Source organism: Salinibacter sp. (assembly GCF_042218895.1).
Taxonomy (GTDB): Bacteria; Bacteroidota; Rhodothermia; order Rhodothermales; family Salinibacteraceae; genus Salinibacter.
The window spans coordinates 19,993-43,710 of record NZ_JBDGQQ010000080.1 but is presented as its reverse complement, the minus strand read 5'-3'; the positions used below and the strand labels follow the sequence as shown (position 1 = coordinate 43,710).

Here is a 23,718-nt window from a genome sequence, read left to right as displayed (position 1 = left end):
ACGCGCTCCTCTTCCGCTTCCGCAAAGCGGTCGTAGTGCTCGCTGAGACGCACGCCCCAGCCCGGCGCATCGGGCGCTTTCCACTGACCATTGCGGAACTGGTACGCAGACGTGTCTAGGGCGTAGTTGCTCCACCGGTCATCTTCGACGAACCGCACGTTCTCGCGCAGCTTGGCGAGGTGAATCCCCATGAGTTTTCCCATCTCACTTTGCCAGTTGTGGGGTACAAGGGCGGCCCCATGCCGGTTGGCAATGTCTGCCATGCGGAGGGCGTTGGCGAACCCGACGGTGCGGAGGTCCGGCTGCACGACATCAAAGTGATTGTTGGACACCCACGTTTCTACATCTTCGGGCTTTTGAATGGGCGCCCCATCCGCCCACATCGCGTTCTCGCCCTCCGCGGTTCGGACGTCAATGTTCTCGCTGAACATCGTCTGCCGCAGCTGAGAGTACGTGTGCTGTTGCTCAGGGATGAGCTCTTCAATCCAGTACAGACTATGTGCGTCGACGCTTTTCAGAAACTGGAGGCCCAACTTCAGCTTTCCCTCGTACCCGTTGTTGGCGTCGGCCATGAGGGTGAAGTTCGACCCTACGGCTCGCCGCGCCTGGGTCACGGCCTTGATGTCGCGCTTGAGGCCGGGACGGGGCTCCATCCACTTGTTCGGCCGGCCTACTTTCATCTTCAACGCCTGATACCCGTCGTCCTGGATGCGAGCGGCGAGCTCCCCGATGACGTCCGGGCCAGTGTCCAGCTCCACGTCCTTAAAATACAGGGTGCCGTCGTACGCGTCGACTCCGGCCCGCACGGGCGACCCGAACAGGGCATACACTGGTTTCTCCATCACCTGGCCGGCCAGGTCCAGCAGAACGCTCTCGAACCACGCATAGCGGGTACTGAGCAGAAAGTCCTGGTAGTCGGAAGCGACGCTCTGGATCGAGTCCCCGTTCCAGCTATAGGCCGCCAGCGGGTTCGTGCCAATCATCCGGTCTCGCAGGCCCGAAACGGTCTTTTCATCGATACGGTCGTAGCCCTCTACCCCCACCCCGACGGTGCCGTCCTCCAGGGTTGCGTGCACGAGCCGAATCGTCCCCGCCTTGCCCTTTGGCGCGTCGTCATACGCGTTCATCGCGATGGGCCGGTAGAAGGACCCCGGCACGCGCAGAACTCGAATTTCGGTGATCGGGGGGGCAGGGGGCGAGGAGGATCGGCTCCACCCGGTCAGGGGCGTGAAGGCCGCGCCGGCCCCGGCGGCCGCAGCCATGCGAAGAAACGAGCGGCGGGACTGCTGATGCGAAGATGCCATGGGGGCCTCTGAAGTTGTTTCGCGGAATTGCGAGCAGAAAATGCCTATTCCGAGCCCGTGGCGGCGCTCTTCAGTCCGACGGACTCGGTGTAGGCGAGATCGCCGGTGATGCCGTCGTAGTAGCGGACGAGCACACGCGGCGTGGGATAGGCCACCCGTCGGTCGTCGTCGTTGGGCCCAGGATTTTCGAACACGTTCTGGACGGAAATGACCGTGTAGTAGGGCTGCTGCATAAACTCGCCCGGTACGTCCTTCATCCAGAACGACGACCAGTGAATGTTGACGGGCCGACCGTTTGAATCGAAGCGCCCGGACGGCGGGCGCCCCCCCTCGTCGGGGAGCGGGTGGTTCGGGGAGTTGTGCGGGCTGGCGATGTACTCCCGAACATTATCGGTCACTCCAATGGCCATGCTGTTATGGAGGTCCCCCGTCAGCACAAGAACAGGCGCGTCGCGCTGGTCCCAAAAATCGATGAGGTCTTTGCGGGCATCCAGGTAGCTGGTCCAGGACTCATCTTTGTTCGGCTGTGAAGGATCGCCGTGCGGGATGGTAAGCGACACGCTGCTCACGACGAAGAACACGTCAGCGTCGCTCTGGCGCATGGTGGTTTTCAACCACCGCGTCTGCCGAGGACCGATCATCTGCACGCCGTCCTTGGCGGGCCGGTCTTTGTCGTGCAGGTCGCGGTAGGACCGGGTATCGAGCACAAGGAAGTGGGCGTTGCTGACCTGGAAGTCATAGTAGGCTCGCCGACCGATCGAGTACACCAGCTCCGTTCCCTCTTTCGCGGGGGCTGGGCGAAGCTGGAGGCGGTGGGGGCCCTGCACCGCTTCGATGGCATAGACGCCACTGGGGGCATCGTCGCCCGCGTGGACGTGCAGGGTGGGCGCCGGAAGGTCGAGTTCGCTGAAGTCGGCCTCGGGGTCGGTAAGGAGTCCGTCCGCGGTGAGCTCCGCCCGACCGAAGCGTACCGGACGGGCTGTGTCGGGAACCGGATTGCTCCACCCAAGGTAGTCCTGCCACGCTCGCACGCCGGGATCGCGGGCCCGGGCACGCTTGCCCTTGTGGCCGGGCGTCCCGGTGCCGTTGATGTCGTTGAGCAGTTCGTGGTCGTCAAACATGAAGTACGCCGGTACGTGCCGGTGCCAGCGTTTCAGGTGGGTCGACCGGTCGAGATAGTGCTTGTAGTTGGCCCACATCCCGGCTACATCTGGGAGGTGCCGGAGAACTGAAGGGGTGTCCTCCGCCGGCACGCCATTGGCGGACCGCCACTCGTCGACCGAGGTGCCCCGGCGTGCTTCGTAGATGAAGTCCCCGTTCATGATCTGGAAGTGGATCTCGTCGTCGATCTGGCGCCGCATCGTACGGTAGGCCGGCATCGCGTAGCTCGTGTCGCCGCGCCGATACTGATAGTTGCAGGCGCCAACCTCGAAGCTGAAATTGAAGAGGCCCTCAGGATTGTGCTCGGGATTCCGATGGGTGGACGGCGACGGCAGCGTGCGGAAGGTGCCCCGTCGGGCCGTGGTATCCTCCGACGCAGGGCGCACTGTGTAGGCGTACCGCGTGTCGGGAGAGAGATCGGTGAGGTGCAGCCAGCCGGTATTGTCGTGGGCCCGCCGAGTGCGACCGGTGTCCGATCGGGCTGCACTCGCGGAGCTGCCCCGGGGCCGGTACTGCACCACAAACTGGGCTGGCGCGGAGGTTCGCACCCAGACGCCCATGCCCGTAGCGCTCGGACGTCCCAGGATGGGTCCGTGCGTGATGGTAGGGGCGGCGCGGTCGGGACGCGCATCCGCTTCGTCGGTCGTCGTCTCCAGCGCCGCGGAAGACTGCCCGACAAGGACCACGAGGGCGAGAACGAGGAGTCCCCCCGCAGCGAAAACCGAAGCACGTCGGAAAGACATCCTTGAAGTGCCGTTCGTGAGAAAGCATCACTATCAGCGAGGACTGAGGGGCCCGAGACTGCTCGATCGCCGGATCCATCTCCTCTGGTAGCGGGGCGGATCTCGTCTCCTCCCCTGCCCCGTGAGGGCACCGCTCAGCCTCCGGCGTCACTCAGGTGGGGAAGGCTAATGTTCTCGGGTCGGTACTCCGGCTCCAACTCGCGCGTCGCCGAGCGCATGATGACCCGATCGTCTACCCAGCGCTGGTACCAGGTCGTCGGCTTGAACTCGTCGTTCAGATCGTTCATGCGCTTCTCCATGTAGCGCTTGAGCCGCCGGTAGGTGCCCTGGTGGTTCGGGTCGTTGACCAGGTTGTCGAGCTGGTACGGGTCGTTGACGTTGTCGAAGAGGTACTCCGACCCGTCGGCGAGCATCTTGGCGTAGGTGTACTGGTCGTCGCGCACCGCCCGCCACTCGTCACCGTCGTGCCACCGGTAGGTGTGCCCCATGCCCTGCATGAAGGCCGCTTCCTTCCGGGGTCCCCCCTCCCCGCGGGCGTGTCCGCTCAGGTCGAGCCCCTCCATGGAGTCGGGGACCGGAAGGTCCAGGAGCCCCAGCAGCGTGGGCGCAATGTCGGGCGTGTTGAGGCAGACGTCATTCCGACCCGGCTCCACCTCGTCGGGCCAGCGGACGAGGAAGGGCACCCGAGCGGCCTCCTCGTAGAAGATCTTTTTGGCGATGCGTCCCTGCGAGCCGAACATCTCCCCGTGGTCGGAGCTGAAGACAAAAATTGTATCGTCGGCGAGGTCGAGCTCGTCGAGGGCGTGCAGCAGCCGGCCCACCTCCCAGTCGACCGTGGAGGTGAGCGCGGCGTACGCCCGCCGCTGCCGGAACCGATTCGGCTTCCAGTTTTCCTTCCACCACTCCTCGTCCCAGCTGGGTACCCAGTAGCGGGCGTGGCCGTCCTCGTAGTTGGGCGGATCGGGAAAGTCCTTTCCCTTGAACATGTGCTCGAAGAAGTCGGGGGTGTTCTCCCACGTGAAGGGGTCGTGGGGCGGGCCGAGCGACAGGAACAGGGCGAAAGGATTCTCCTGCTGGCTCGCCCGTCGCATGTACTCGATGGACAGGTCCGTGAACCGGTTGGGCTGGTACCCGTCGACGTCGACCTTGTCGAAGGAGTCCTTGAAGTAGAAGCCGTCGAAGTAGTTGTGGTTGAAGTTGTTTGTCGCCCAGTAGCCGTCGAACCCCTGCCGGTAGGGGCCCGGCGGGATGAACTGCTGCTTGGTGCCATGGTGCTTCCCAAACATGTGCCACTTGCCCACATAGCCGGTGTGGTAGCCATTGTCCGAGAGCACGTGCCCGATGGCATCCGGGTCGGGCATGGCCCGAAGCTCATTGATGACCATGCCGGTACTGCTCGGATACTTGCCCGTCACCAGGCTGGCCCGGTGGGGGCAACAGATCGGGTCGGCCGAAACGGCCTCCCGGAAATCTGCGGACTCTCCGGCGAGCCGGTCGATGTTCGGGGTGTAGGGCGCCGGGTTCTCGGCGTAGGTGCCCCCGTAACGGTCCCCAGCGTAGCCGCAGGACTGGGGCCGAAGCTGATCGGCAAACACGTAGACGAGGTTGGGCTGATCGGACGGGTCCAGGTCCGGGTTTCGGTGCCGTCCGTCGGACCAGGACGGCAGCGACGGCAACGAGCTGCCCACCAGCCCGAGGCTTCCGGCGGCGGCGCTTTCAAGAAATTCACGGCGGTCCATGACGACCTAGAGAGAGCAGTGGGGGAGGCAAAAATGGAGCACCCGACCGGAGTCAGCTCCGCACGACCGGGAAGGCGCTGATGCGGAGCGTGGTGCTTCCGTACGGAACGAGGGTGAGGTCTTCGGCGTCCGTGTCGACGGGAACCGAACTCGGTGGCAAGGGACCCGCGGCGTTGTTGTATTCGGTCCAGAACGGAATCTTGCGGCCCGTCACCCGGAGTCGGACAGGGGCGTTCTCGGGCGTCCACGGGTAGTCGTCGGTTTCGGTGCGCTCCAGCGACACGTCCTTCCCGAGCTCGTCCGGTTCAATGTCGAGCCCATAGTTCCACGGAGCGGACGGATGCACCGCGTACGTCGGCACGCCGTGATGCGAATCAATCTGCTCACGGGTCCCGTCCACGGCGTGCGCAAACACGAGGGGGCCGCGGCGAATGCTCACCGAGCGCTCGTGCCCGCGGGACGCCTCGACCGAGGCCGGAAGGGAGACCGTTACGGTGTCGCCCGAGGTCCAACGGCGCTCGACGGTAGCCATCCGCCCCGACTCGACCGAGTCGTAGGACTGCCCGTTCACCTGAATCGTCGCGGGGCCGTCCGTCCAGGTGGGCACGCGGAGTCGGAGCGGGAACGACACCGCCGCGTCGGGGTCGACCGTGAGGCGGACGGTGTCTTCGAAGGGATACGTCGTGTCCTCCTCAATGGTGACCTCGGTCCCGCCGGCCACCTGCGCGGTGACGTCGCACGGCCCGTAGGCGAGGGCCGCGAGGCCCCCGTCCGGAGTAGCCCGCCACATCGACCGCACGAACTTGGGCCAGCCCTGATGCATGTTGGTGGTGCAGCAGGGATAGCCGTTGAGGAGCCCAAAGCAGTTGTTCTCCCCGTCGTGGTCGGTCACAAAGGGAGAGGTCCCCCGCTCGACCGACGCGACTTCGATCTGGTTCGGTTGTTGATAGTACTGCCGCCCCATGTAGTCGGCGGTGTGCTGTGCCGGAAGGGCGTTATAGGCGACCCGTTCGAGACGGTCGGCGTAGTCGATGCGCCCGGTAATGCCGACGAGCGTTTCGAGCGAGTACATAAGTTCCACGACGCTGCAGAGCTCGGTGCCGTGCACCGGATCTGTGCCGTGGAGCAACTCGTCGCCGGAGAACATCCCCTGGGGCTGGCGGTGGGGGCCCATCAGGTACCGAAATCCCGCGTCGACGGCGTCGAGGTATCGGTCGTCGCCGGTGAGCATGTACTGCAGGGCCGGCTGCTTGAGGCCCATTCCCGTGTTGACCCCGTGCCAGTTGCCTTCCTGAGACTCGAAGCGCCCGGTCCAGTCGTGGGTCTGCTCGAAGAGGGTTTGAGCTAGGTCCAGGAGGCCCGATTCACCGGTGCGGTTGTAGAGCCAGTAGACGCTGGCCTGATTTTCTCCGCCCCGCATCTTTGACCACCACGACCAGTGATTGAGGGGCTTCTCCGGCAGCATCTCCTGCTGGTACCGGAAATAGTTCGACATCAACTCTGGCACGCGCTCATCGCCTGTGGCACTGTGGTGGACCTGTAGCACCTTCATCATCACCATGCGGGGCCACCAGTCGCCAGGGCGATCGGTCTGGAAGCCGTCCCGGTCTACGTACGACTTGTCGGGCGGCGGCCCAAAGTAGCCGTCCGGCCGCTGGCTCTGAAGGGTCCACTCAAGGTAGGGCCGAACAGCCTCCTTGAGACGCTCATCGTCGAGCACGTAGGCCAGGGGCACCGCCCCGTCGAGCCAGTATGGGCCACGCTCCCACACGTCGCCGCTACCGCCCCGCCAGGCATTGGTTTTTCCTACGTTCGGGTATATCTCGTGCAGGCGGCCCGCCATGCCCTCGGCCATGCGGGTAAGCTGCTGTCGAAGCCAGCCTCGCGGGGCAACGCTTCCGGCCGGGAGCATCGCGAAGGCCTCCGTCTCCAGGGGATCGCGGTTGAATACGTATGGGCTCTGGCTCGTGGCCGGGGTCGTTCCCGTCTCGACCCCTGTCACCGGCCCGATCCCCGCCAGCACTCCTGCCAGCCCGAGCCCGCCCCCCAACTGGTGGAGGGCTTCACGGCGGGTGATTCCGGAGGCGGCGGACGTGCGAGCGGCGTCGGTCACGGCGGAGGTTGTGTTTTGTTCGAGTTGTCTGGTTCTGCAGAGGGACCGGTCGGGCTCCCAAGCAACTTTGAACCGGTTCAAGGGAAAACCTACTGCTCAATAATAGGGGTACACCGTGAGACCATCAACCGGTGTTTTCGGCAGACGCTACTCTTCCCGCCCGTGAACCAATGCCCCCGAGGGAAAGCCCGACGAATATGCCCTCAACCCGAATTGGCCCCGTCTGCCCTCATTCAAGAGAGGCCACCACGCATCTCTCGTGCAGGAGAGTCCAGCGAGCAGCGGGCAGGCCGTGGATTCAACTACGATTGAATCGATTTGGCAAAAATTGACTTCGCTTTGCCATTTTGTCTACGCATAGCTATACTCGACTGGTCATTGTATCATACATCCTCCGAAGCGATGCCCGTCCGTGCTCCTTTTCTTTTCGCCATCTTTCTCGTCGCAGGAAGCGTGCCTGTGCTGGCGCAGTCCGCAAACCGCTCCGTGAAAGCCGAGCCCTTCGGCCACTCCGAAGGGGGCAAGCTCGTCAAGGTCTACACGGTTACCAACGCGAATGGCGTCGAACTGCGAACGATGAACTACGGAGGGACGATTCTCAGCCTCCGGGTTCCGGATCGCGACGGCACGCTCGAGGATGTCGTTCTTGGCTTCGACTCCTACAAGAAGTATCGTTCCGACGCTTACCTCTCCGCCTCCCCGTACTTCGGGGCCCTCATCGGCCGGTACGCCAATCGTATCGACGAGGGCCGCTTCGGGCTCAATGGGAAAACCTACCAGTTGGCGACGAACAATGGGCCGAACCACCTGCACGGCGGCGATGTCGGGTTTGACAAGCGGTTTTGGACGGGGCACCCGTTCGTGGACGAGCATGGGGCTGGGGTCCGGTACACGTACGTCAGTCCCGACGAGGAGGAAGAATACCCGGGGCGCCTCACGACCTCCGTAACCTATCGGCTGACCAGCGACAACGAACTCATCGTGTCTTACGAGGCCACGACGACCGAGGCGACGCCCGTCAACCTGACGCAGCACAGCTACTTCAATCTTTCCGGGCACGACGAAGGAAAAATTCTGGACCACCGCCTCATGATTAACGCGGACCACTTTACCCCCATTGACTCGACCCTTATTCCGACGGGCGAACTCCGCTCCGTGACTGGAACCCCATTTGACTTCCGCACCCCGACCCAAATCGGCGCCCGAATCGACGCGGAGAACCGCCAACTCCGGTACGCTCAGGGATACGACCACAACTTTGTGCTCAATCGCGACGACGCAGGGAAGGATTCCCTCGCGCTCGCCGCCCGCGTGTACGATCCTGAGTCCGGGCGCCTCTTGACCATCCGCACCACCGAGCCGGGACTTCAGTTTTACTCCGGAAATTTCCTCCGCGGCAATCTCGTGGGGAAAGACAGCACGGTCTATCGGCACCGCAGTGGTTTCGCCCTGGAAACGCAGCACTTTCCCGACTCTCCGAATCAGTCGGCATTTCCGTCGACGATCCTTCGGCCCGGGGAGACGTACCGGTCCCGGACCATCTACTCGTTCTCTACACGTCCCCGTGACTGAAAGGCGGGAATCCACCGGCCCACGAGGCTGGCGTTGAACCGAAACACGTCTCCCCGGGGAGCCCCGTCACGGACCGGGAGGGGTTCCCCCATTCCCTCTACAAGCTCCACCGTACCCCACTCGCGCTCGCCCGACCAAACGTCGTCACCCTCGGAAATGGACCTCAGTTGGATCGACCTGACGGCCTTCTTCGTCTTCCTCGCGTTCGTGATCGCCGTGTCTCTCTACGCCGGGCGCGGCGACGAGACAGGAGAGGACTACTTCCTCGCGGGCCGCGACCTGACTTGGCCCCTGATCGGGCTTTCTCTCATTGCGTCGAATATTTCGACCGAGCAGATTGTCGGCATGGCCGGTGGGGGCGTGGCGACGGCGGGCCTCGCCATCGCTAGTTACGAGTGGATTGCCGCCGTAGCGCTCGTCGTCGTCGCGCTGTTTCTCCTTCCCGTGTTCCTGCGACTGGGCATCTACACGATGCCGGAGTTTCTGGAGCATCGCTACGGCCCCGGTCCCCGCACGCTCATGGCGACCTACATGATTTTTGCCTACGTCGCCGTGCTCATCGTTTCGGTCCTGTATTCCGGGGCCGTCCTCTTCGAAAGCCTCATTGGCCTCAACCTGTACGCGTCCATTTGGCTGATCGGCCTCGTGGCGGGCGGGTATACCGTCTACGGCGGATTGAGCGCCGTCGTGTGGTCGGATCTCATTCAGGGCGTCGTCCTCATTGCGGGTGGGATCCTCGTGACCAGCCTGGCCTTCTCGGAAATCGGAGGGGTCGACGCTTTTTTTGAGGCCAACGCCGACAAGCTCCACATGATACAGCCCGCCGATCACCCGGAGCTTCCGTGGACGGCGATGATTCTCGGAATTTGGATCCCGAATCTCTACTACTGGGGGCTCAACCAGTTCATCACCCAGCGTACGCTCGGGGCCGAATCCCTCTGGGAGGGTCAGAAGGGCGTCATCTTCGCGGCCTTCCTCAAACTCCTGATGCCGTTTATCATCGTCTTTCCCGGCATCATTGCCTTCCAGCTTTATCCCGAGCAAATCGCCCGTTCGGGCGACGATGCGTTTCCGGTCCTTCTGGAAAACCTGCTGCCCGGATTTGGCCTGCGGGGAGTACTCTTCGCCGCGCTCTTTGGGGCGGTGATGAGCTCGCTGGACTCGATGCTGAACTCCTGCTCGACGATTTTCACGATCGACATCTACCAGCGCTACGTCAATCCGGATGCGGATCAAAATCGACTCATGCGGGTCGGTCGGATCTCGACGGGGGTATTCGTGCTCCTGGCGTGCCTCATGGGACCGCTCCCGGGACTCGTTGAAGGGGTGTTCAAGTACATTCAGCAGTTCCAGGGCTTCATTTCTCCAGGCATTCTGGGAGTCTTTCTGGTGGGCCTGCTGATGCCCCGTGCCTCCTCCGCGGCGGCGATGGCCGGAATGCTCGTAAACATTCCGGTGTACGGCCTCCTTCTTTGGGCGCTCCCTGGCATGGCCTTCCTCAACCACATGGCCATCACGTTCATTACGGTTCTCGCGACGATGGCCGTGGTGACGGCCTGGGCCCCGCGCTCCGAGCCGGCCGACCTCGCCCGGCAGCGCACCGACATCGACCTCACCCCGCATCCCTGGGCGGCCGCGGGTGGAGGTATCGTCGTCGCGGCCACCGCCATGCTCTACGTGATGTTCTGGTAGACGTGATGTTCTGGCAGCTCCGGGAGACTTTCGAGGAGGTCATCGGGGGCGTCTTCTCGACGCTGCGGCGTTCTATTCCGGCCCGGCGGGCGCCCTGGCTGCTTTACTGCGGTGCAGGTCGATGAGCATGCGCGCCACGATGCCGGTCCAGATGTAGGTCTGGTGATGGCCGCCCCAGTGGGCCTCAGGACTGTAAAATTCCCAGAAGGTGTGGGTCGTCTCGAGCTGATGGATCACGTTCGATAGCACGCGATCGGTGAGCCGACGGGCCACGTCGTCGTAACCGTACTCCAGCAGTCCCTTCATGATCAGATACTGCCATTGGATCCACACCGGCCCGTTCCAGTAGCCCTGCGGGTCGTAAAACGGGTCGTTGGCGGCTAGGGAGGGCAGACCGTAGGGCCGCCAAAACGTGGTCGTGTCCGTCATGGTCTCGACCAGTTTCCGGGCCTGCTCATCGCTCGCAACGCCCGCCCACAGGGGCATGAACCCGATGATCTCCTGACGCTTCAGGTCTCCGGCCTCCCTGAACGTGAAGTCGTGGTCCGTCCGGTCGACGTAGTAGAAGAAGCCTGTCTCCTCGTCCCAAAAGGTCTTCCGAATGGCCTCGGACCGGGCGTCGGCCTCCTTCTGCCAGTACCGGTGGCCGGTCGAGTCGCCGAGGGCCTCCGCCATCTTCGATAGCGCTTCGGCCTCCTTCACGAGCATCGCGTTCAACTCCGGCGCCTCGAAGTTCGACGGCCACCCAACATCCTTCCAGACCGCGACGTTCGCGTCGCGAACCGACTCCAGGACGGCGTGTCCGCCCCATTCCGCCAGCCCATCGCTGTCCTGGTCCCGGTGGTTCTGCCACCACCGGTACAACTGCTGTCCCGACTCGTAGGCCTGTCGGAGGAAGCGCCGGTTGCCGGTGTGCCGATAAACCGTCCAGTTCTCGTAGCTGAACCACGGGGCGGAGCTGGTAAAATCGCCCCGGGCAAAGTTTGTCGCGTCCAGGTACGGCCCGGCGCGGTACTCGATGTACCCGTTGGCCCACTGGCGATCCATGTAGAGGCGCTGCGAATTGAGCGCGCTGGAGGGGTCGAGAAAGACATACGCCAGCATCGCCAGGCTCTCATGGAAAACCTGGCCGGCGTGGCCCCACCCCCAGGTTGGTTCACGCGAATAGATGTAGTAGTTGTGGCGGGCTTTTCCTTCCGGCGGCATCATGCACTGCCGCATCAGATTGAAAGTCCCCCAATACATCAACCGTCGCTCCTTGCTCCGGAACGGGAGCCGAGGGACGCTCCGGTAGAGCCGCTCGTTGTGCCGGAGGGCTGCCTCCATGTCGTGCGAGAAGAGAGACCGGCTTTTCGCGTAGAACGGCGTGCTCGGGGCATGCGCGTCGGCCACGCCCCGAACGATGCGGAGCGTGTCGGAGGCCCCGGCCGCCAACTCGAGACGACGCTGCAAGGCGACAATCCGGGCCGAATCGGCCGATGCGTCGAGAATCCCCCTGGACAGTGCGGTCCGGAAGGCGGTCGAGTCGCCGAAGCTCCCCACCTGGGCCGGTCCCTGCATGCGGAGCAGATCCTGACGATCGGTCACGTGGGGCACTTGATCTTTCCGCTTCGTCCACCCATCCGGGGGATGCCGGTGCTGAAAGACAAGTCCGTCGTCGAGCGAATCGGCCCGCACGGCCCTCATCGGCGTCGACCGTCGCACGAAGGACGTGACGTCGAGCGAGATGCGCTCGTCTGTCTGGTTGGTCATGATGAGCCGCCGGACCGCGTACTTCGAACTGTAGACCTGAAAGAACGCCCGAACCGCCACGCCGTCGAACGGACGGTAGCGGTACCGGACGAGGTCGCTGTAGGAGGCTGTGACGACGGGCCGATCGGCCATGTCGCTCAGCTGGTGCCGCACCGCTTCGCCCTTTCGGAAGGCCACCCCCCAGTCGCCCGCATGGTCCGTCCCGAAGTGGATCGGGGCATCGGGCTCGTCAAACTGAAACCGATAGCCCTCGTCGACGAGGTACGACGAGCGTCGCATTGGGGCGGCGTAGGTCGCGAAGAGGGGATCGTCGGCCGTGGCCGACAGGCGTGACAGGTACGGCACGGCCCCGGTATCGGGGGCCGTCGGGGTCGGCGTGAACGGTGCCGTCGATGCCTCCGCCGAGTTCGCCCCTCCCAGCGCGCCCCCCGGATAAGCGACGGAGAGAAGAACGAAGACGGCCATTAGAACGCCCCCCCAATTGCGTCTACCCGGCGGGTGGGACCAGAGGAGCCCACTGGCAGTGGTTTGCGTCATCTTACCAAATTTGCGTCGTCTCACCAGAGATGTGGGTGCCCACAGGTTCACCCGTGGACGAAGTTGGGGCCTCGTCGGGCGGCACCTATGAGCTTCGGATTTCCTTAACCTTCTCCCACGGAATCACATTGCTACGGTCTGCCCAGTTCTGGTACGCTTCTTCGAGCTCGGCCACCGTCTCAGGTCGCTCGTCTGCGAGATCGTTTGTTTCCGTACGATCGTCCGCCATGTTGTACAGCTCCCACTCCTCCTCGCTGAAGCGGGAGGATTCGACAAGCTTCCAGTCGCCTTTGCGGACGGCCCGGTTGCCTTCGTGCTCCCAGAAGAGGGCGTCGTGAATCGGTTCCTCCTGTCCACGGAGGGCCGGAACGAGACTTTCCCCCTGCATCGGGGGCACCGCTTCCCCGTCGTACGTGGACGGATAGGAGGCACCAGCGGCCTCCAGGAAGGTCGGGAGGAGATCCACGACGTGCCCCATCTGGCGTGAGACGCTGCCCGGTTCGACGACATTGGGCCACCGGACGACCAGTGGGGTCGCGATGCCTCCCTCGTGGACCCAGCGTTTGTAGTAGCGGAAGGGAGTGTCGCTCACGTTGGCCCAGGGGGGCCCGTAGGCCAGCTTGCAGTTGCGAGCCCCAGGGGCCACGCCGTCCGGATTTTGGCTGTTAATCCAGTCTTCTGCACAGCCGCCGTTGTCCGACAGAAACATGACCATCGTGTTGTCGGCCACCCCAAGTTGTTCGAGGCGACGAAGGAGGCGCCCGATGTTTTGATCCATTCGGTCAACCTGAGCGGCGTAGGCCGCCATCTTCAGGTCCCACTGCTCACGGCTGTCGTCCTCCACCTCCAGCCAGTCCCGTACCTCCTCCGACTCTGGGTCGAGCAGTGAGGGCTCCGAGAGGGTCCAGGAGTCGTCGATCAGCCCCATCTCGCGGAGACGGTCGTACCGCTTCTGGCGCACCTCCAACCAACGTTTGCCGTACTCGCCTTCGTATTTGGCGATGTCCTCCTGGAACGCCTGGAGGGGGAAGTGCGGCGCGTTGTAGGCCACGTACATGCAGAACGGCTGGCCCGCCTGGTGGGCCTCATCCATGAACTGGAGGGCATAGTCGGTATAGGCGTCGGTCGAGTACCAGTCCTCCCCTTCTGGCTCAACCTCCGTCCCATTCAGGTAGAGCTGGTGGGTCGGCTTAAAGTAGTCGTCTACGTAGTTGTGCTCGCCGTAGAACCGGTCGAAGCCCCGGTTCGACGGCCAGTAGGCCTCTTTCTGGTGGCCCACGTGCCACTTCCCGACCATTCCGGTGAAGTAGCCCGCCTCCCCGAGTGCCTCCCCGAGTGTCACACACTCCGAGGTAAGGTGCCCCTGGTACCCGGGCCTTCCGTAGTCGCGGGAGAGGTGACCAACCCCCGCTTTATGGGGGTAGAGCCCCGTCAGTAGCGAGGCGCGGGTCGGGCAGCAGCGGGCGGCGTTGTAGAACTGCGTGAACCGCATGCCGTCGTCGGCCAGCTGGTCGACATTGGGAGTATCGATTTCGCTCCCGTAGCAGCCGATATCCGAAAATCCCATGTCGTCGGCGAGGATGACAACAATATTGGGGGGCTCCGTGGGGGAGGACGAACGCCCTTGGCAGGCGGTGAAGGTAGCGGGGCCGACGGTCGTCGCGGCGGCCGCGCCAACACTGGCGAGGCTCGATCGTCGGAGAAATTCGCGACGGTCTACAGAAGAAGACATAGGAACGTTGAAGGCGGAAGCTGTGAGTGCGTCGGGGACAAGGGCTGAGGGTTCTCTTGCTCAGGCGTCGTCCAGGTGTTCTGGACGAAAACGGGGCTCCAGTTCGCGGGTGGCGGAGCGAAGGATGACGCGGTCCTCGACCCACTGGTCTCGGTACCAGGTGGTGGGCCGGAAGGAGTCGTTTAGCTCGTCCATTTTCCCGCGCATCCAGTTGCGAAGCCGATCCCGGACATCGCGATATTCGGGATCGTCGGCGAGGTTGTTAAGCTGATAGGGGTCCCTGCGGTGGTCGAACAGGTACTCGTCGCCGTCGAGCATGGTCGCGTAGACATGCTGCCCGTCGCGGGCGGCCCGCCACTCGTCGCCGTCGTGCCACTGAAAGGTGTGGCCCATGCCCTGCATGAAAGCGGCGTCGGGGCGCTCTCCGTCTCGGCCCCGGACGATGGGGCTGAGGTCCTGTCCTTCCATCGAGTCCGGCACCGGAAGATCCATCAGCCGGAGCAGCGTAGGAGCGATGTCGGGGGTATTCAGACAGGCGTCCGTCACCCGCGGTTCGACCGTCCCGGGCCACCGCACGAGGAACGGCACGCGGGCGGCCTCTTCGTAGAAGATCTTCTTCGCGATCCGGCCCTGCGACCCAAACATCTCGCCGTGATCGGAGGTGAAGACGAAGATCGTGTCCTCTTCCAGCCCGAGTCGACGCATTGCGTGCATGAGCCGCCCGATCTCCCAGTCGAGGCTGGCCGTCTGCGCAGCGTACACCTGGCGCTTGCGGTGGCGGTGCGGTTTCCAATTGTCGAGCCACCACTGCTCGTCCCACTCCGGATGCCAGTAGCGGGCATGACCGTCGGCATAATTGGGAGGATCTGGAAACTCAGCGTCACGAAAGAGATGCGCGAAGGGGTCGGGCACATTGTCCCAGGTCCACGGGTCGTGTGGCGGCCCGTAGGAGAGAAACAGCGCAAACGGCGCGTCTCCCTCTGCGCCTCGTCGTAGGGCGGTGAGGGCCTGATCGGTGAAGGCATGCGGCTGGTACCCGAAAAGGTCGATCCGGTCGAACGTGTCCTCGTAGTAGAAGCCGTCGTAGTACTCGTGGTTAAAGTTGTAGGCCTTCCACTCCTGGTCGAATCCCTGTCGGTGCGGGCCGGGCGGGATGAATTGCTGCGAGGGGGAGTGATCCTTCCCGTACATGTGCCACTTGCCGAGGTAGGACGTTCGGTAGCCGTGCTCCCCCAACACGTGGCCCAGGGCGTCGGGATCGGGCATTGCCCGCAGTTCGTTGATCACCATGCCGGTGCTGCTCGGATACTTGCCCGTTACCAGGCTTGCGCGGTATGGACAGCAGATCGGGTTTACGGCCACCGCCTCCCGGACGTCGGCGGACTGCTCGGCGAGCCGGTCGATGTTTGGCGTGTAGGGCTCCGGATTGTTCGCGTAGGTGCCCCCGTCGTACCGGTCCCCAGCGTAGCCACACGATTGCGTCCGCAACTGATCGGCGAAGGCAAAGACAAGATTGGGTCGGTCGGACATCAGGGGCGAGGGGACCTATGCCGCCAATTTGACAATGTTGACCGGCGCGGGTTTTCTTGCCGGGGACGTTGAACTAGGCCAAACCGGTTCAACGTCCTACAAGGATACCCGTCTACACCCGCACTGTCAAGCGTTCTGGCCGCCCCCATGCCTTTTTCTCCCCCCCTGTTCTACCGCCGGTCCACAATACTCCTTATCGGCCTCGTCCTGGCCGGTGGACTGGTGGGGTGTCGAGCCTCCGACGGGCCGACCCGTGTCGGATATGTACTCTCGGCGAAAACTCCTTCCCCGGTAGACACTGCCAACCTATCGTGGCTTGCGTCCACGAATGGGTTGCAGACCGACACGCTCCGTGCGTCCAATCTGTCCAGCGCTCGCCTGGAAGGGATTGATGTGGTGTGGGTTCACGCCGCGAACTCGTCGGCCTACGGGAGGCTCACGGCCAATGGGCAACTTCGTCCCCTCCGCCGGGCCTTTGAGGACGGGATGCGCGTCCTGGCGACGAACCATGCCGCCCGGCTGCCCTACGATCTCGGGATTGAATCGAACGCGCCATCGCGGCGCGTCCGCTCTGTGCAGAACCGGGAGCACAACGACAAAAAAGGACTGCAGAGTTTTCGGGGACATCCCCTGTTTACTCGCGGGCTTCTCGGCGGGGATCAGCTCTGGGACGCCACACAGGACCACCGGTTGTCCCTCGTCGGTTACTTCGGCACCGCCACGCCCGACTCTGGGCGCGTTCTGGCCGTCGAGCGGGCCCGGACGGCCGTGCGACGCCAGAACAAACTCGCCATCGAGCACACCTCCGAGGCCGGGGGGCGCATGCTCTCCGTCGGGGCTTTTGTCTATCTGAACCGCCCCAACAACCTGCGCGTCAAGCTGGAGCAGTTCCTCAAAAACGCCGTCCACTACCTCGACGGAACGCTCGACGGGGCTCCCAGCACGTACTGGCGCTACCACGAAAACCTCCCTCGCCGGTTCACTGGCCCGCAGTCGCCCCCGATCGAGCCGTCTCCGGACCGGGCCCTGACCGACCGGCCGCGCACCGATCTGGCCTGGCATCGGTCGGCCCCGAGCGATGAGTTCTTCGACGTTGCCGGCCGCCGGGCCATCATCATGGGAACCGAGAATGGGGGCCTCCGGGAGGTGTGGACGCACCCCTTCAAGCTCCTCTACAACTACGAGACGGGCGTTGTCCGGGGGGACTCGGTCGCATGGCTCGACGAACTTCCGGTCGAGATCACCGCCCGACCAGAGGCCTTCGTCCGGCACTACGACCTTGGTCCCGACTCGCTCCGTCAGGTCATCTACCCCGGACTGCAGGCCTCCGGCGGGGTGGTGCATTACCGAAGCACCGCGACGGATCCGGTTCGGCTGGTGATTCGGTTCCAGACGAATTTCAACTACATGTGGCCCTACCCAAAAAATTCCCTCGGGAATCTCTATTACCGACACGATGAAGGTTTGAATGCCCTGCGCGTTCGGGATACCACCGGCACGTTCTACGCCTTCATGGGAGGCGACATTGCTCCTGAGGCCCAGCTGTCCGGGGCGTACTCGTCCGTGCGGTGGACGCCGGAAGGGCTTGAGGGAGCGCCTGCGGACACCAACCTCGTTACGCACGCTGCCACGTACCGCCTCGACGATGAAAACAACCACACGCTCGTGTACGGCGTTGCTGGTAGCAACGAAGGCGAAGACGCAGTCGAGGCGGACTACCGTCGGCTGGTGGGCGCGCCCCGCGAGGTGTACGCCGATGTAGTGCAGCATTACGAGACGCTGCTCGACCAGTCCGCGACGATCGTGTCTCCCGACTCGACATTCAACCGGCTGTACCGATGGGCGCTGGTCGGATCGGACCGGTTCGGCATCGCTACCCCCCATCTCGGACGGGGCCTGATGGCTGGGTACGGGTTCTCGAACCCTCAGGGCGGAGCATGGGCGAGTGGAACGCCCGGGTATGGATGGTACTTTGGTCGCGACGCCGTGTGGTCGGGACTGGCCGTCAACGCGTATGGCGATACCGACCTCGTGCGCGACCAGCTGCAGCTTCTTCAGGAGAACCAAGATCTGCGGGGCAAGATCTACCACGCCCTGAACACGGCCGGACCGGGGGTCAAGCAGTTCAACGCGGCCGACTCGACACCGCTCTATGTTCTCCTGATGGCCGATTACATCCGAACGTCGGGCAACCGGGCGTTCCTTCGTGAAAGCTGGCCCCACGTCAAGCGGGCGATGGACTTTCTCCGGTCGACCGACACCGACGGCGACGGGCTTATTGAAAATACCAACGTGGGCCACGGCTGGATCGAACTCGGGGAGCTCAACGAGGCGCACAGCACGTTCTACCTGTCGAGCCTCTGGTGGAAGGCCCTCACCGACGCCGCCTATCTCGCCGGCCTAACCGGTCGAGATTCGCTGCGCCGGTCGTATCGCCAGCAGGCAGACCGTGTCTACGAGACGCTAAACACCGATTTCTGGAACCCCGACCAGCAGTTCTTCGCCCAGGCGAAAAACCGGAATGGCTCGTTCAACGACGCCGTCACCGTGATGCCGGCCGTGGGCATGGACGTGGGAGCTGTCGAGCCGGCGAAGGCCGATCCGGTGCTTGATGCTCTTGCGAGCAATCGGTTCTCCTCGGACTGGGGGGTCCGCATCATCGACCGGACCTCGTCGCTGTACGACCCATCGAGCTACCACCTCGGTACCGTCTGGCCGCTGTTTACGGGATGGACGGCCCTGGCCGAGTACAAATATGGGCGTCCCGCGCAGGGCTACCGTCACGTGCGCAACAACCTGTACGTGAAGCACCACTGGGCAGCCGGGTTTATCGAAGAGGTCCTGAATGGCAACCGGTACGAGCCGAACGGCTTCTCCCCGCACCAGGCATGGTCCGAGACCAACTCGCTCCTTCCGCTCCTCGAAGGAATGGTCGGGTGGACGCCCGTAGCGACCGAGCAGCGGGCCCGACTGGCCCCTCAGTTCCCAGCCGCCTGGGACACAGTGGCCGTACGAAACCTCCAGGTCGGCGATACGCACCTCCGCCTGAACATGAGCCGTACGGACACGACGACCCGCTACCGCGTTGTGCGTCAGCAGGGGCCGCCCGTGACGGTCGAGTTCGCCCCCGGCCTGCCCGCGGGCACGTCGGTCCAGGCGATTCGGGTTAGCGGAAAGTCCGTTTCCCGCTCCGACTCGACGGCCCAGGGGGTTCTGGCGCCCCCGATTCGCTTCGAGGCCGACCAGCAAACGGATATCGTCCTTGATCGCACTGGTGGGGTGGCAGCCCTAGCGAAACAGCCTAGCCCTTCTCCCGGCGACCGCTCACAGGGCTACCGAGTCATTTCGACTGCGGTTGAGGGAGCGACCGCCCGCATCACGGTGGAGGGGCGGGCCGGCACCACCGAACCGTTCCGCGTCCGCGTCTTCGACCAGGCGGTGTCTAGCGTCGAGGGCGGGACGCTCCAGTCGGTCGCCGACGGGATTGCCCGAATTAACGTCCCGTTTGCCGCGACCGACGGCCGCTTCGCCCGCAAGACCCTCGTCCTTGCCCTCGACCCGCGCTAGGCCTCCCGCTTCTCTTCTCCCGCAGCATCTCCTCAGTCCCGTGTCCGATTCTGATTCTGGGATCTGCTCGTATCTCGGCCGCGACGACGGCAAATGGTACCTGGGCGGCGGGGAGCGGGTGCTCTTTGCGCCGCCTCACCCCGAGTATACGGAGGTCCCAGGCTTCTGGGACGACGCCCACTACTACGACTTTGCGGTGCCAACCCCGTTCACCGTGACGCTGCTGGACGACGACGGGCAGCCTCTCGGCCTTCGGTCGACCGGCCAACACTGGCGGCCCGACCGCCTCCGACAGACGTTTGCGACCAACGGACCGATCGAGGTCGTAGAGCGGCGGGCCGTGTGCCCCACCGACGTGTTGCTCTCGACCTTGAGGCTCCGCAACACCGGCGATACGCCCCAGACGGTTCGCGTCGTGGCGTGGACCCGGCGGCCCGCCGCCTCCCCGGGCGCAGGGCCTAAGACTATCGAGACCCCGGGCCGGCAGGTTCGCTTCACCGAGCAGCACCGGAAGGACAACCGGCCGGCACACGATGTTGGGGGGGCCCTTGGCCTGCGGCCCGTCCCATTGTCCGCCTCCGCTGTCGTCAGCGAATCCGGGCCGCGTCCCCCCCGCTGGTCGTACACGCCGTTCTACGAAACCCACGACGGTGAGGAACTCGGCCCCGCTCTCGAGCACCCAAACGAGGGGCCCTCCGGCGCGGCCTACGCGGGGCTTCTTACGACCCTCGCCGTCCCGCCCGACGGAACAGCCTCGGCCACAGCCGCCCTGGGGATGGCCCCGACGGCTCAGCAGGCCGGCACACGGGTCACCTCTCTTCTCGACGAGGACGCCCCACTTGCGCGAAGCACGCAGGCGTGGGCCGATCACTTCGAGCGCGTGCCCTCCCTCTCCTGCTCCGACGACCATTTGGAGACGACGTACTGGTACCGCTGGTACGGCCTGCACCTGCTCTCGCGGACCGAACCGGAGGGCAATTTCCAGCATCCGGCCGTCTACGAGGGCCCCGAGTACTTCCGCAAGCACATCACGTACAGTGCGCAGTGCCACATGCGGGAGACGCGATGGCTGCCGGAGCCGACCTTCGCGCAGGGAAGCCTCCTCAACTTCATCGACGGTCAGCGGGACGACGGGGGCTTCTACGGGCACGTCTTCCCCCACCACGTTCACGATGAGAGCTTCTACCATACGAACTGGGGCCACACCTGGGGCGTGCATCGGGTGCACCCCGATCCCGATTTTCTGAAGCGCGCCTACAACGGCCTCGCGAGCTATGTCGACTACTTCGACCGGGAGCGCGACCCGGAGGATAGTGGCCTCTACGACATCTTCAACCACTACGAGACCGGCCAGGAGTACATGCACCGCTACGTCGCCGTCGAGCCCGAGGCCGACGAGGTGCACTGGGGCCGTATCTTTCGGCTGAAGGGGGTGGACGCGGCCGTGCAACTGTATGAGACGAAGCAGGCGCTGGCCCGCATGGCCGCGGTTCTGGATCGACCCGGCGACGCTGAGCGCTGGAGAGCAGCGGCGCAGACGACGGGCGAGGCCCTCCGATCGGCCATGTGGGATCCGGACGACGAGCTCTTCTACGACGTCGATCCGGAAACCGGGGAGCGGACGGGCGTAAAGGCGGCGGTCTGTTTCTACCCGTACTTCACCGACCTCGTGGAGGAGCGGCACCTCCCGGGCCTGAAGCGCCATCTGTCCGATCCCGATGCGTTCTGGACGCCGTACCCGGTACCGGCCACGAGCCGCGACGACCCAACCTTCAGCGCGGCGCCGCACTGGAAGGGCCAGCGCAAAAACTGCCCCTGGAACGGGCGCGTGTGGCCGATGACAAACAGCCATGTGGCGGAGGCCCTCGGGCAGGCAGCCCTGCGCTTCGACGACGATGCTCTCCGGGCGCGGGCCGCCACCCTTATTCACCGGTTCGCCCGGATGCTCTTTTTCGACGGCGACCCAGACCGTCCCAACTGCTTCGAGCACTACAATCCGCTTACGGGGCAGGCGTGCCGGTACCGGGGCATCGACGACTATCAGCACTCCTGGATCGTCGACCTGCTAATCCGGTACCTCGCCGGTGTCCGCCCGAAGGACGATCACGTGGTCGTGGATCCCTTCCCGTTTGAGGTTGAGCACGTCGCCGTCGAGGACGTTCCGGTGCGCGGCCGCCACGTCGCCGTGGTACGGGACGGCGACCGGTTTCGGGTGGACGTGGACGGGGAGCGGGCCGCGTCCTCCTCGCTTGGGAACGCCGTTCGGCTCGACCTCTAGCCTTTGTGCATTCCTCGTATGGCGGGACATTTTCTCTGCAATAACAGAACTTACCCGGCCAACTTCCTCATGCGAATCCGCCTCTTCCTTCTCACGGTCGCCCTGCTCGCCACCAGCGTCGCGCCGGCGCTCGCCCAGCAGCGCCGGGCCGTACCCAACCCGATTCAGCCACCGCCCCGCTGGCAGGCCGCCCTCGAGAATGGGACACGAACGACGACCGGACACCCCGGCGACAACTACTGGACCAACACGGCCCACTACGAAATCGATGCCACCCTCTCGCCCGAGACGCGCACGCTGCGGGGCACCGAGACCATCACCTACGTCAATCGCTCGCCGGACTCGCTCCGCCAGCTCGTGGTGCACCTGCGACAGAACATCTACAAGGAGGGCTCCGCCCGGCGCACCGCCCTGAGCACCCCTGGGGGCATGCACCTCTCCCGCGTCGAAGTCGAGGGCCAGCCGATTGCCGAACGGCCGCGCTCGGCCGAGGTCGGCTACGACATCCAGAACACCGTCATGCGCATCGACCCACCGAGCGACGTGGCCCCCGGCGACACCGTCCGGCTCGACTTTGCCTGGAGCTACAAGCTCCGCAAGAAGGGCCCCTCGCCCCGCCAGGGCACCGACGGGGAGGTGTACTTCCTCGCCTACTGGTATCCCCAGATGAGCGTCTACGACGACGTACAGGGCTGGGACACCGATCCCTTTCTTCAGCACGCCGAGTTTTACATGGACCACGCCGACTATGACGTGGAGCTGACTGTGCCGGAAGGATGGCTCGTGGGCGCCACCGGAACCCTGGAGAACCCCGACGAGGTGCTTCCCTCGAGCGTCCAGCGGCGTCTCGACCGGGCCCGTGCCGCCGACAGCATCGTGACCGTCGTTGGTCCGGAGGAGCGCGGGGCCGGCACCGCTACGCGGGCGAGCGACGATGAGCACCTGACCTGGCACTTTCAGGCCGAGGATGTGCGCGACGTGGCGCTGGGGACCTCCGACCAGTACGTGTGGGACGCCACCGCCGCCGAGACCGGCGAGGGAACGGCCCTCATCCATGCCTTCTACCGCCCCGACCGCAGCGCCTGGCCTCAGGCTGCCGAGTACGGTCGGTTCTCAATTGAGTACCTGTCCAATCACCTGACGCCGTATCCCTACCCGCACATGACACTCGTCGAAGGCTTCGTGGGCGGCGGCATGGAGTACCCGATGGTGACCATCCTCCACGGCGAGGGCTCCAGCCCGAAGGGCCTTCATAGCACCACGCTCCACGAGATCGTCCACCAGTGGTTTCCGATGATGGTGGGCTCGGAGGAGACCGACCACATCTGGATGGACGAGGGCACGGTGACCTACTGGACGCGTGAGGGCCGCGTTGCCTACTGGGGCAAAGAGGTCGAGCCTTGGGCCGAGGATTCCGGCTACTTCCGCCGGGCCGGTACGGCCCGCGAGACCCCACCGATGCGGCACGGCGACCTCTTCCCCTCGGTCGGCGCCCTCGTGGTGGCCTCCTACGACAAGACAAGCCGCATGCTGCGCGCCCTCGAAGGCACTGTGGGTACTGAGGCGTTCCGGGATGCCTTCCGGGCCTACGCGGAGCGCTGGACGGGGAAGCATCCCTACCCCTACGATTTGTTCAACACATTTGAGGACGAGCTGGGCCGGGAGCTCGACTGGCTGTGGCGGTCGTTCCTCGACACGACGTGGACCCTCGACCAGGCCATCGCCAGCGTCGACGCTTCCGACGACCGCGTCCGGGTGGCTGTCGAGGACCAGGGTCGCATGCCGATGCCGGTGCTGGTGAGGGCCACCTACGCGGATGGCTCAACCGCCACCACTCGGATCTCAGTCGATCGTTGGCTGGAGGGCCAGCGCGAAGCCACCGTCACGCTACCCGGTGGCACGGTGCAGCGCATCGAGATCGACCCGCAACAGTTCTTTCCGGATGTCGACCGTACCGACAATGTCTGGACGCAGTAGACCGGCTTCACGGGGCGACGG

12 protein-coding genes are annotated in these 23,718 nt (G+C 64.5%); 5 read left to right on the top strand and 7 right to left on the bottom strand.

All coding sequences use genetic code 11. The annotated features are described in order from the left end of the window. From ABEL04_RS07360 to ABEL04_RS07345, 4 genes are all read right to left on the bottom strand, one after another. Positions 1 to 1,304, bottom strand: a 1,304-nt coding sequence (locus ABEL04_RS07360) for an enolase C-terminal domain-like protein (protein ID WP_375801739.1), incomplete at its 3' end; no start/stop codon positions are given. A gap of 44 nt (positions 1,305 to 1,348) precedes the next feature. Continuing rightward, positions 1,349 to 3,208: an alkaline phosphatase D family protein gene (locus ABEL04_RS07355; RefSeq protein ID WP_375801738.1), complete on the bottom strand. Its 1,860-nt coding sequence runs from the start codon at positions 3,206 to 3,208 to the stop codon at positions 1,349 to 1,351. 134 nt (positions 3,209 to 3,342) lie between these two features. Continuing rightward, positions 3,343 to 4,947: a sulfatase gene (locus ABEL04_RS07350; RefSeq protein WP_375801737.1), complete on the bottom strand. Its 1,605-nt coding sequence runs from the start codon at positions 4,945 to 4,947 to the stop codon at positions 3,343 to 3,345. 52 nt (positions 4,948 to 4,999) lie between these two features. After that, positions 5,000 to 7,060: a beta-L-arabinofuranosidase domain-containing protein gene (locus ABEL04_RS07345; protein WP_375801736.1), complete on the bottom strand. Its 2,061-nt coding sequence runs from the start codon at positions 7,058 to 7,060 to the stop codon at positions 5,000 to 5,002. Positions 7,061 to 7,462: 402 nt separating this feature from the next. Between ABEL04_RS07345 and ABEL04_RS07340 the strand changes: the two genes are divergently transcribed. After that, a complete protein-coding gene (locus tag ABEL04_RS07340; protein ID WP_375801735.1) occupies positions 7,463 to 8,632 on the top strand; it encodes an aldose epimerase family protein in 1,170 nt (389 codons plus the stop codon). Between the two features lie 156 nt (positions 8,633 to 8,788). Next, positions 8,789 to 10,324: a solute:sodium symporter family transporter gene (locus ABEL04_RS07335; RefSeq protein ID WP_375801734.1), complete on the top strand. Its 1,536-nt coding sequence runs from the start codon at positions 8,789 to 8,791 to the stop codon at positions 10,322 to 10,324. Between the two features lie 72 nt (positions 10,325 to 10,396). Here the strand turns inward: ABEL04_RS07335 and ABEL04_RS07330 are convergent, their stop codons facing one another. The 3 genes from ABEL04_RS07330 to ABEL04_RS07320 all read right to left on the bottom strand — a co-directional run bounded on the left by ABEL04_RS07330 (position 10,397) and on the right by ABEL04_RS07320 (position 15,875). Next, positions 10,397 to 12,541: an amylo-alpha-1,6-glucosidase gene (locus ABEL04_RS07330; protein ID WP_375801733.1), complete on the bottom strand. Its 2,145-nt coding sequence runs from the start codon at positions 12,539 to 12,541 to the stop codon at positions 10,397 to 10,399. A 157-nt stretch (positions 12,542 to 12,698) separates the two neighbouring features. Then, a complete protein-coding gene (locus tag ABEL04_RS07325; protein WP_375801732.1) occupies positions 12,699 to 14,345 on the bottom strand; it encodes an arylsulfatase in 1,647 nt (548 codons plus the stop codon). Positions 14,346 to 14,405: 60 nt separating this feature from the next. Continuing rightward, positions 14,406 to 15,875, bottom strand: coding sequence for a sulfatase (locus ABEL04_RS07320; RefSeq protein ID WP_375801731.1), 1,470 nt, complete (start codon positions 15,873 to 15,875; stop codon positions 14,406 to 14,408). Positions 15,876 to 16,022: 147 nt separating this feature from the next. Between ABEL04_RS07320 and ABEL04_RS07315 the strand changes: the two genes are divergently transcribed. The 3 genes from ABEL04_RS07315 (at position 16,023) to ABEL04_RS07305 (ending at position 23,697) form a co-directional block, all read left to right on the top strand. Further along, a complete protein-coding gene (locus ABEL04_RS07315; RefSeq protein WP_375801730.1) occupies positions 16,023 to 19,442 on the top strand; it encodes an amylo-alpha-1,6-glucosidase in 3,420 nt (1,139 codons plus the stop codon). A gap of 40 nt (positions 19,443 to 19,482) precedes the next feature. Then, positions 19,483 to 21,720 carry an MGH1-like glycoside hydrolase domain-containing protein gene (locus ABEL04_RS07310; RefSeq protein WP_375801729.1) on the top strand — a complete coding sequence of 746 codons (2,238 nt, stop codon included), beginning with the start codon at positions 19,483 to 19,485 and terminating at the stop codon, positions 21,718 to 21,720. 69 nt (positions 21,721 to 21,789) lie between these two features. Beyond that, positions 21,790 to 23,697 carry a M1 family metallopeptidase gene (locus tag ABEL04_RS07305; RefSeq protein WP_375801728.1) on the top strand — a complete coding sequence of 636 codons (1,908 nt, stop codon included), beginning with the start codon at positions 21,790 to 21,792 and terminating at the stop codon, positions 23,695 to 23,697. Positions 23,698 to 23,718: the final 21 nt, after the last annotated feature.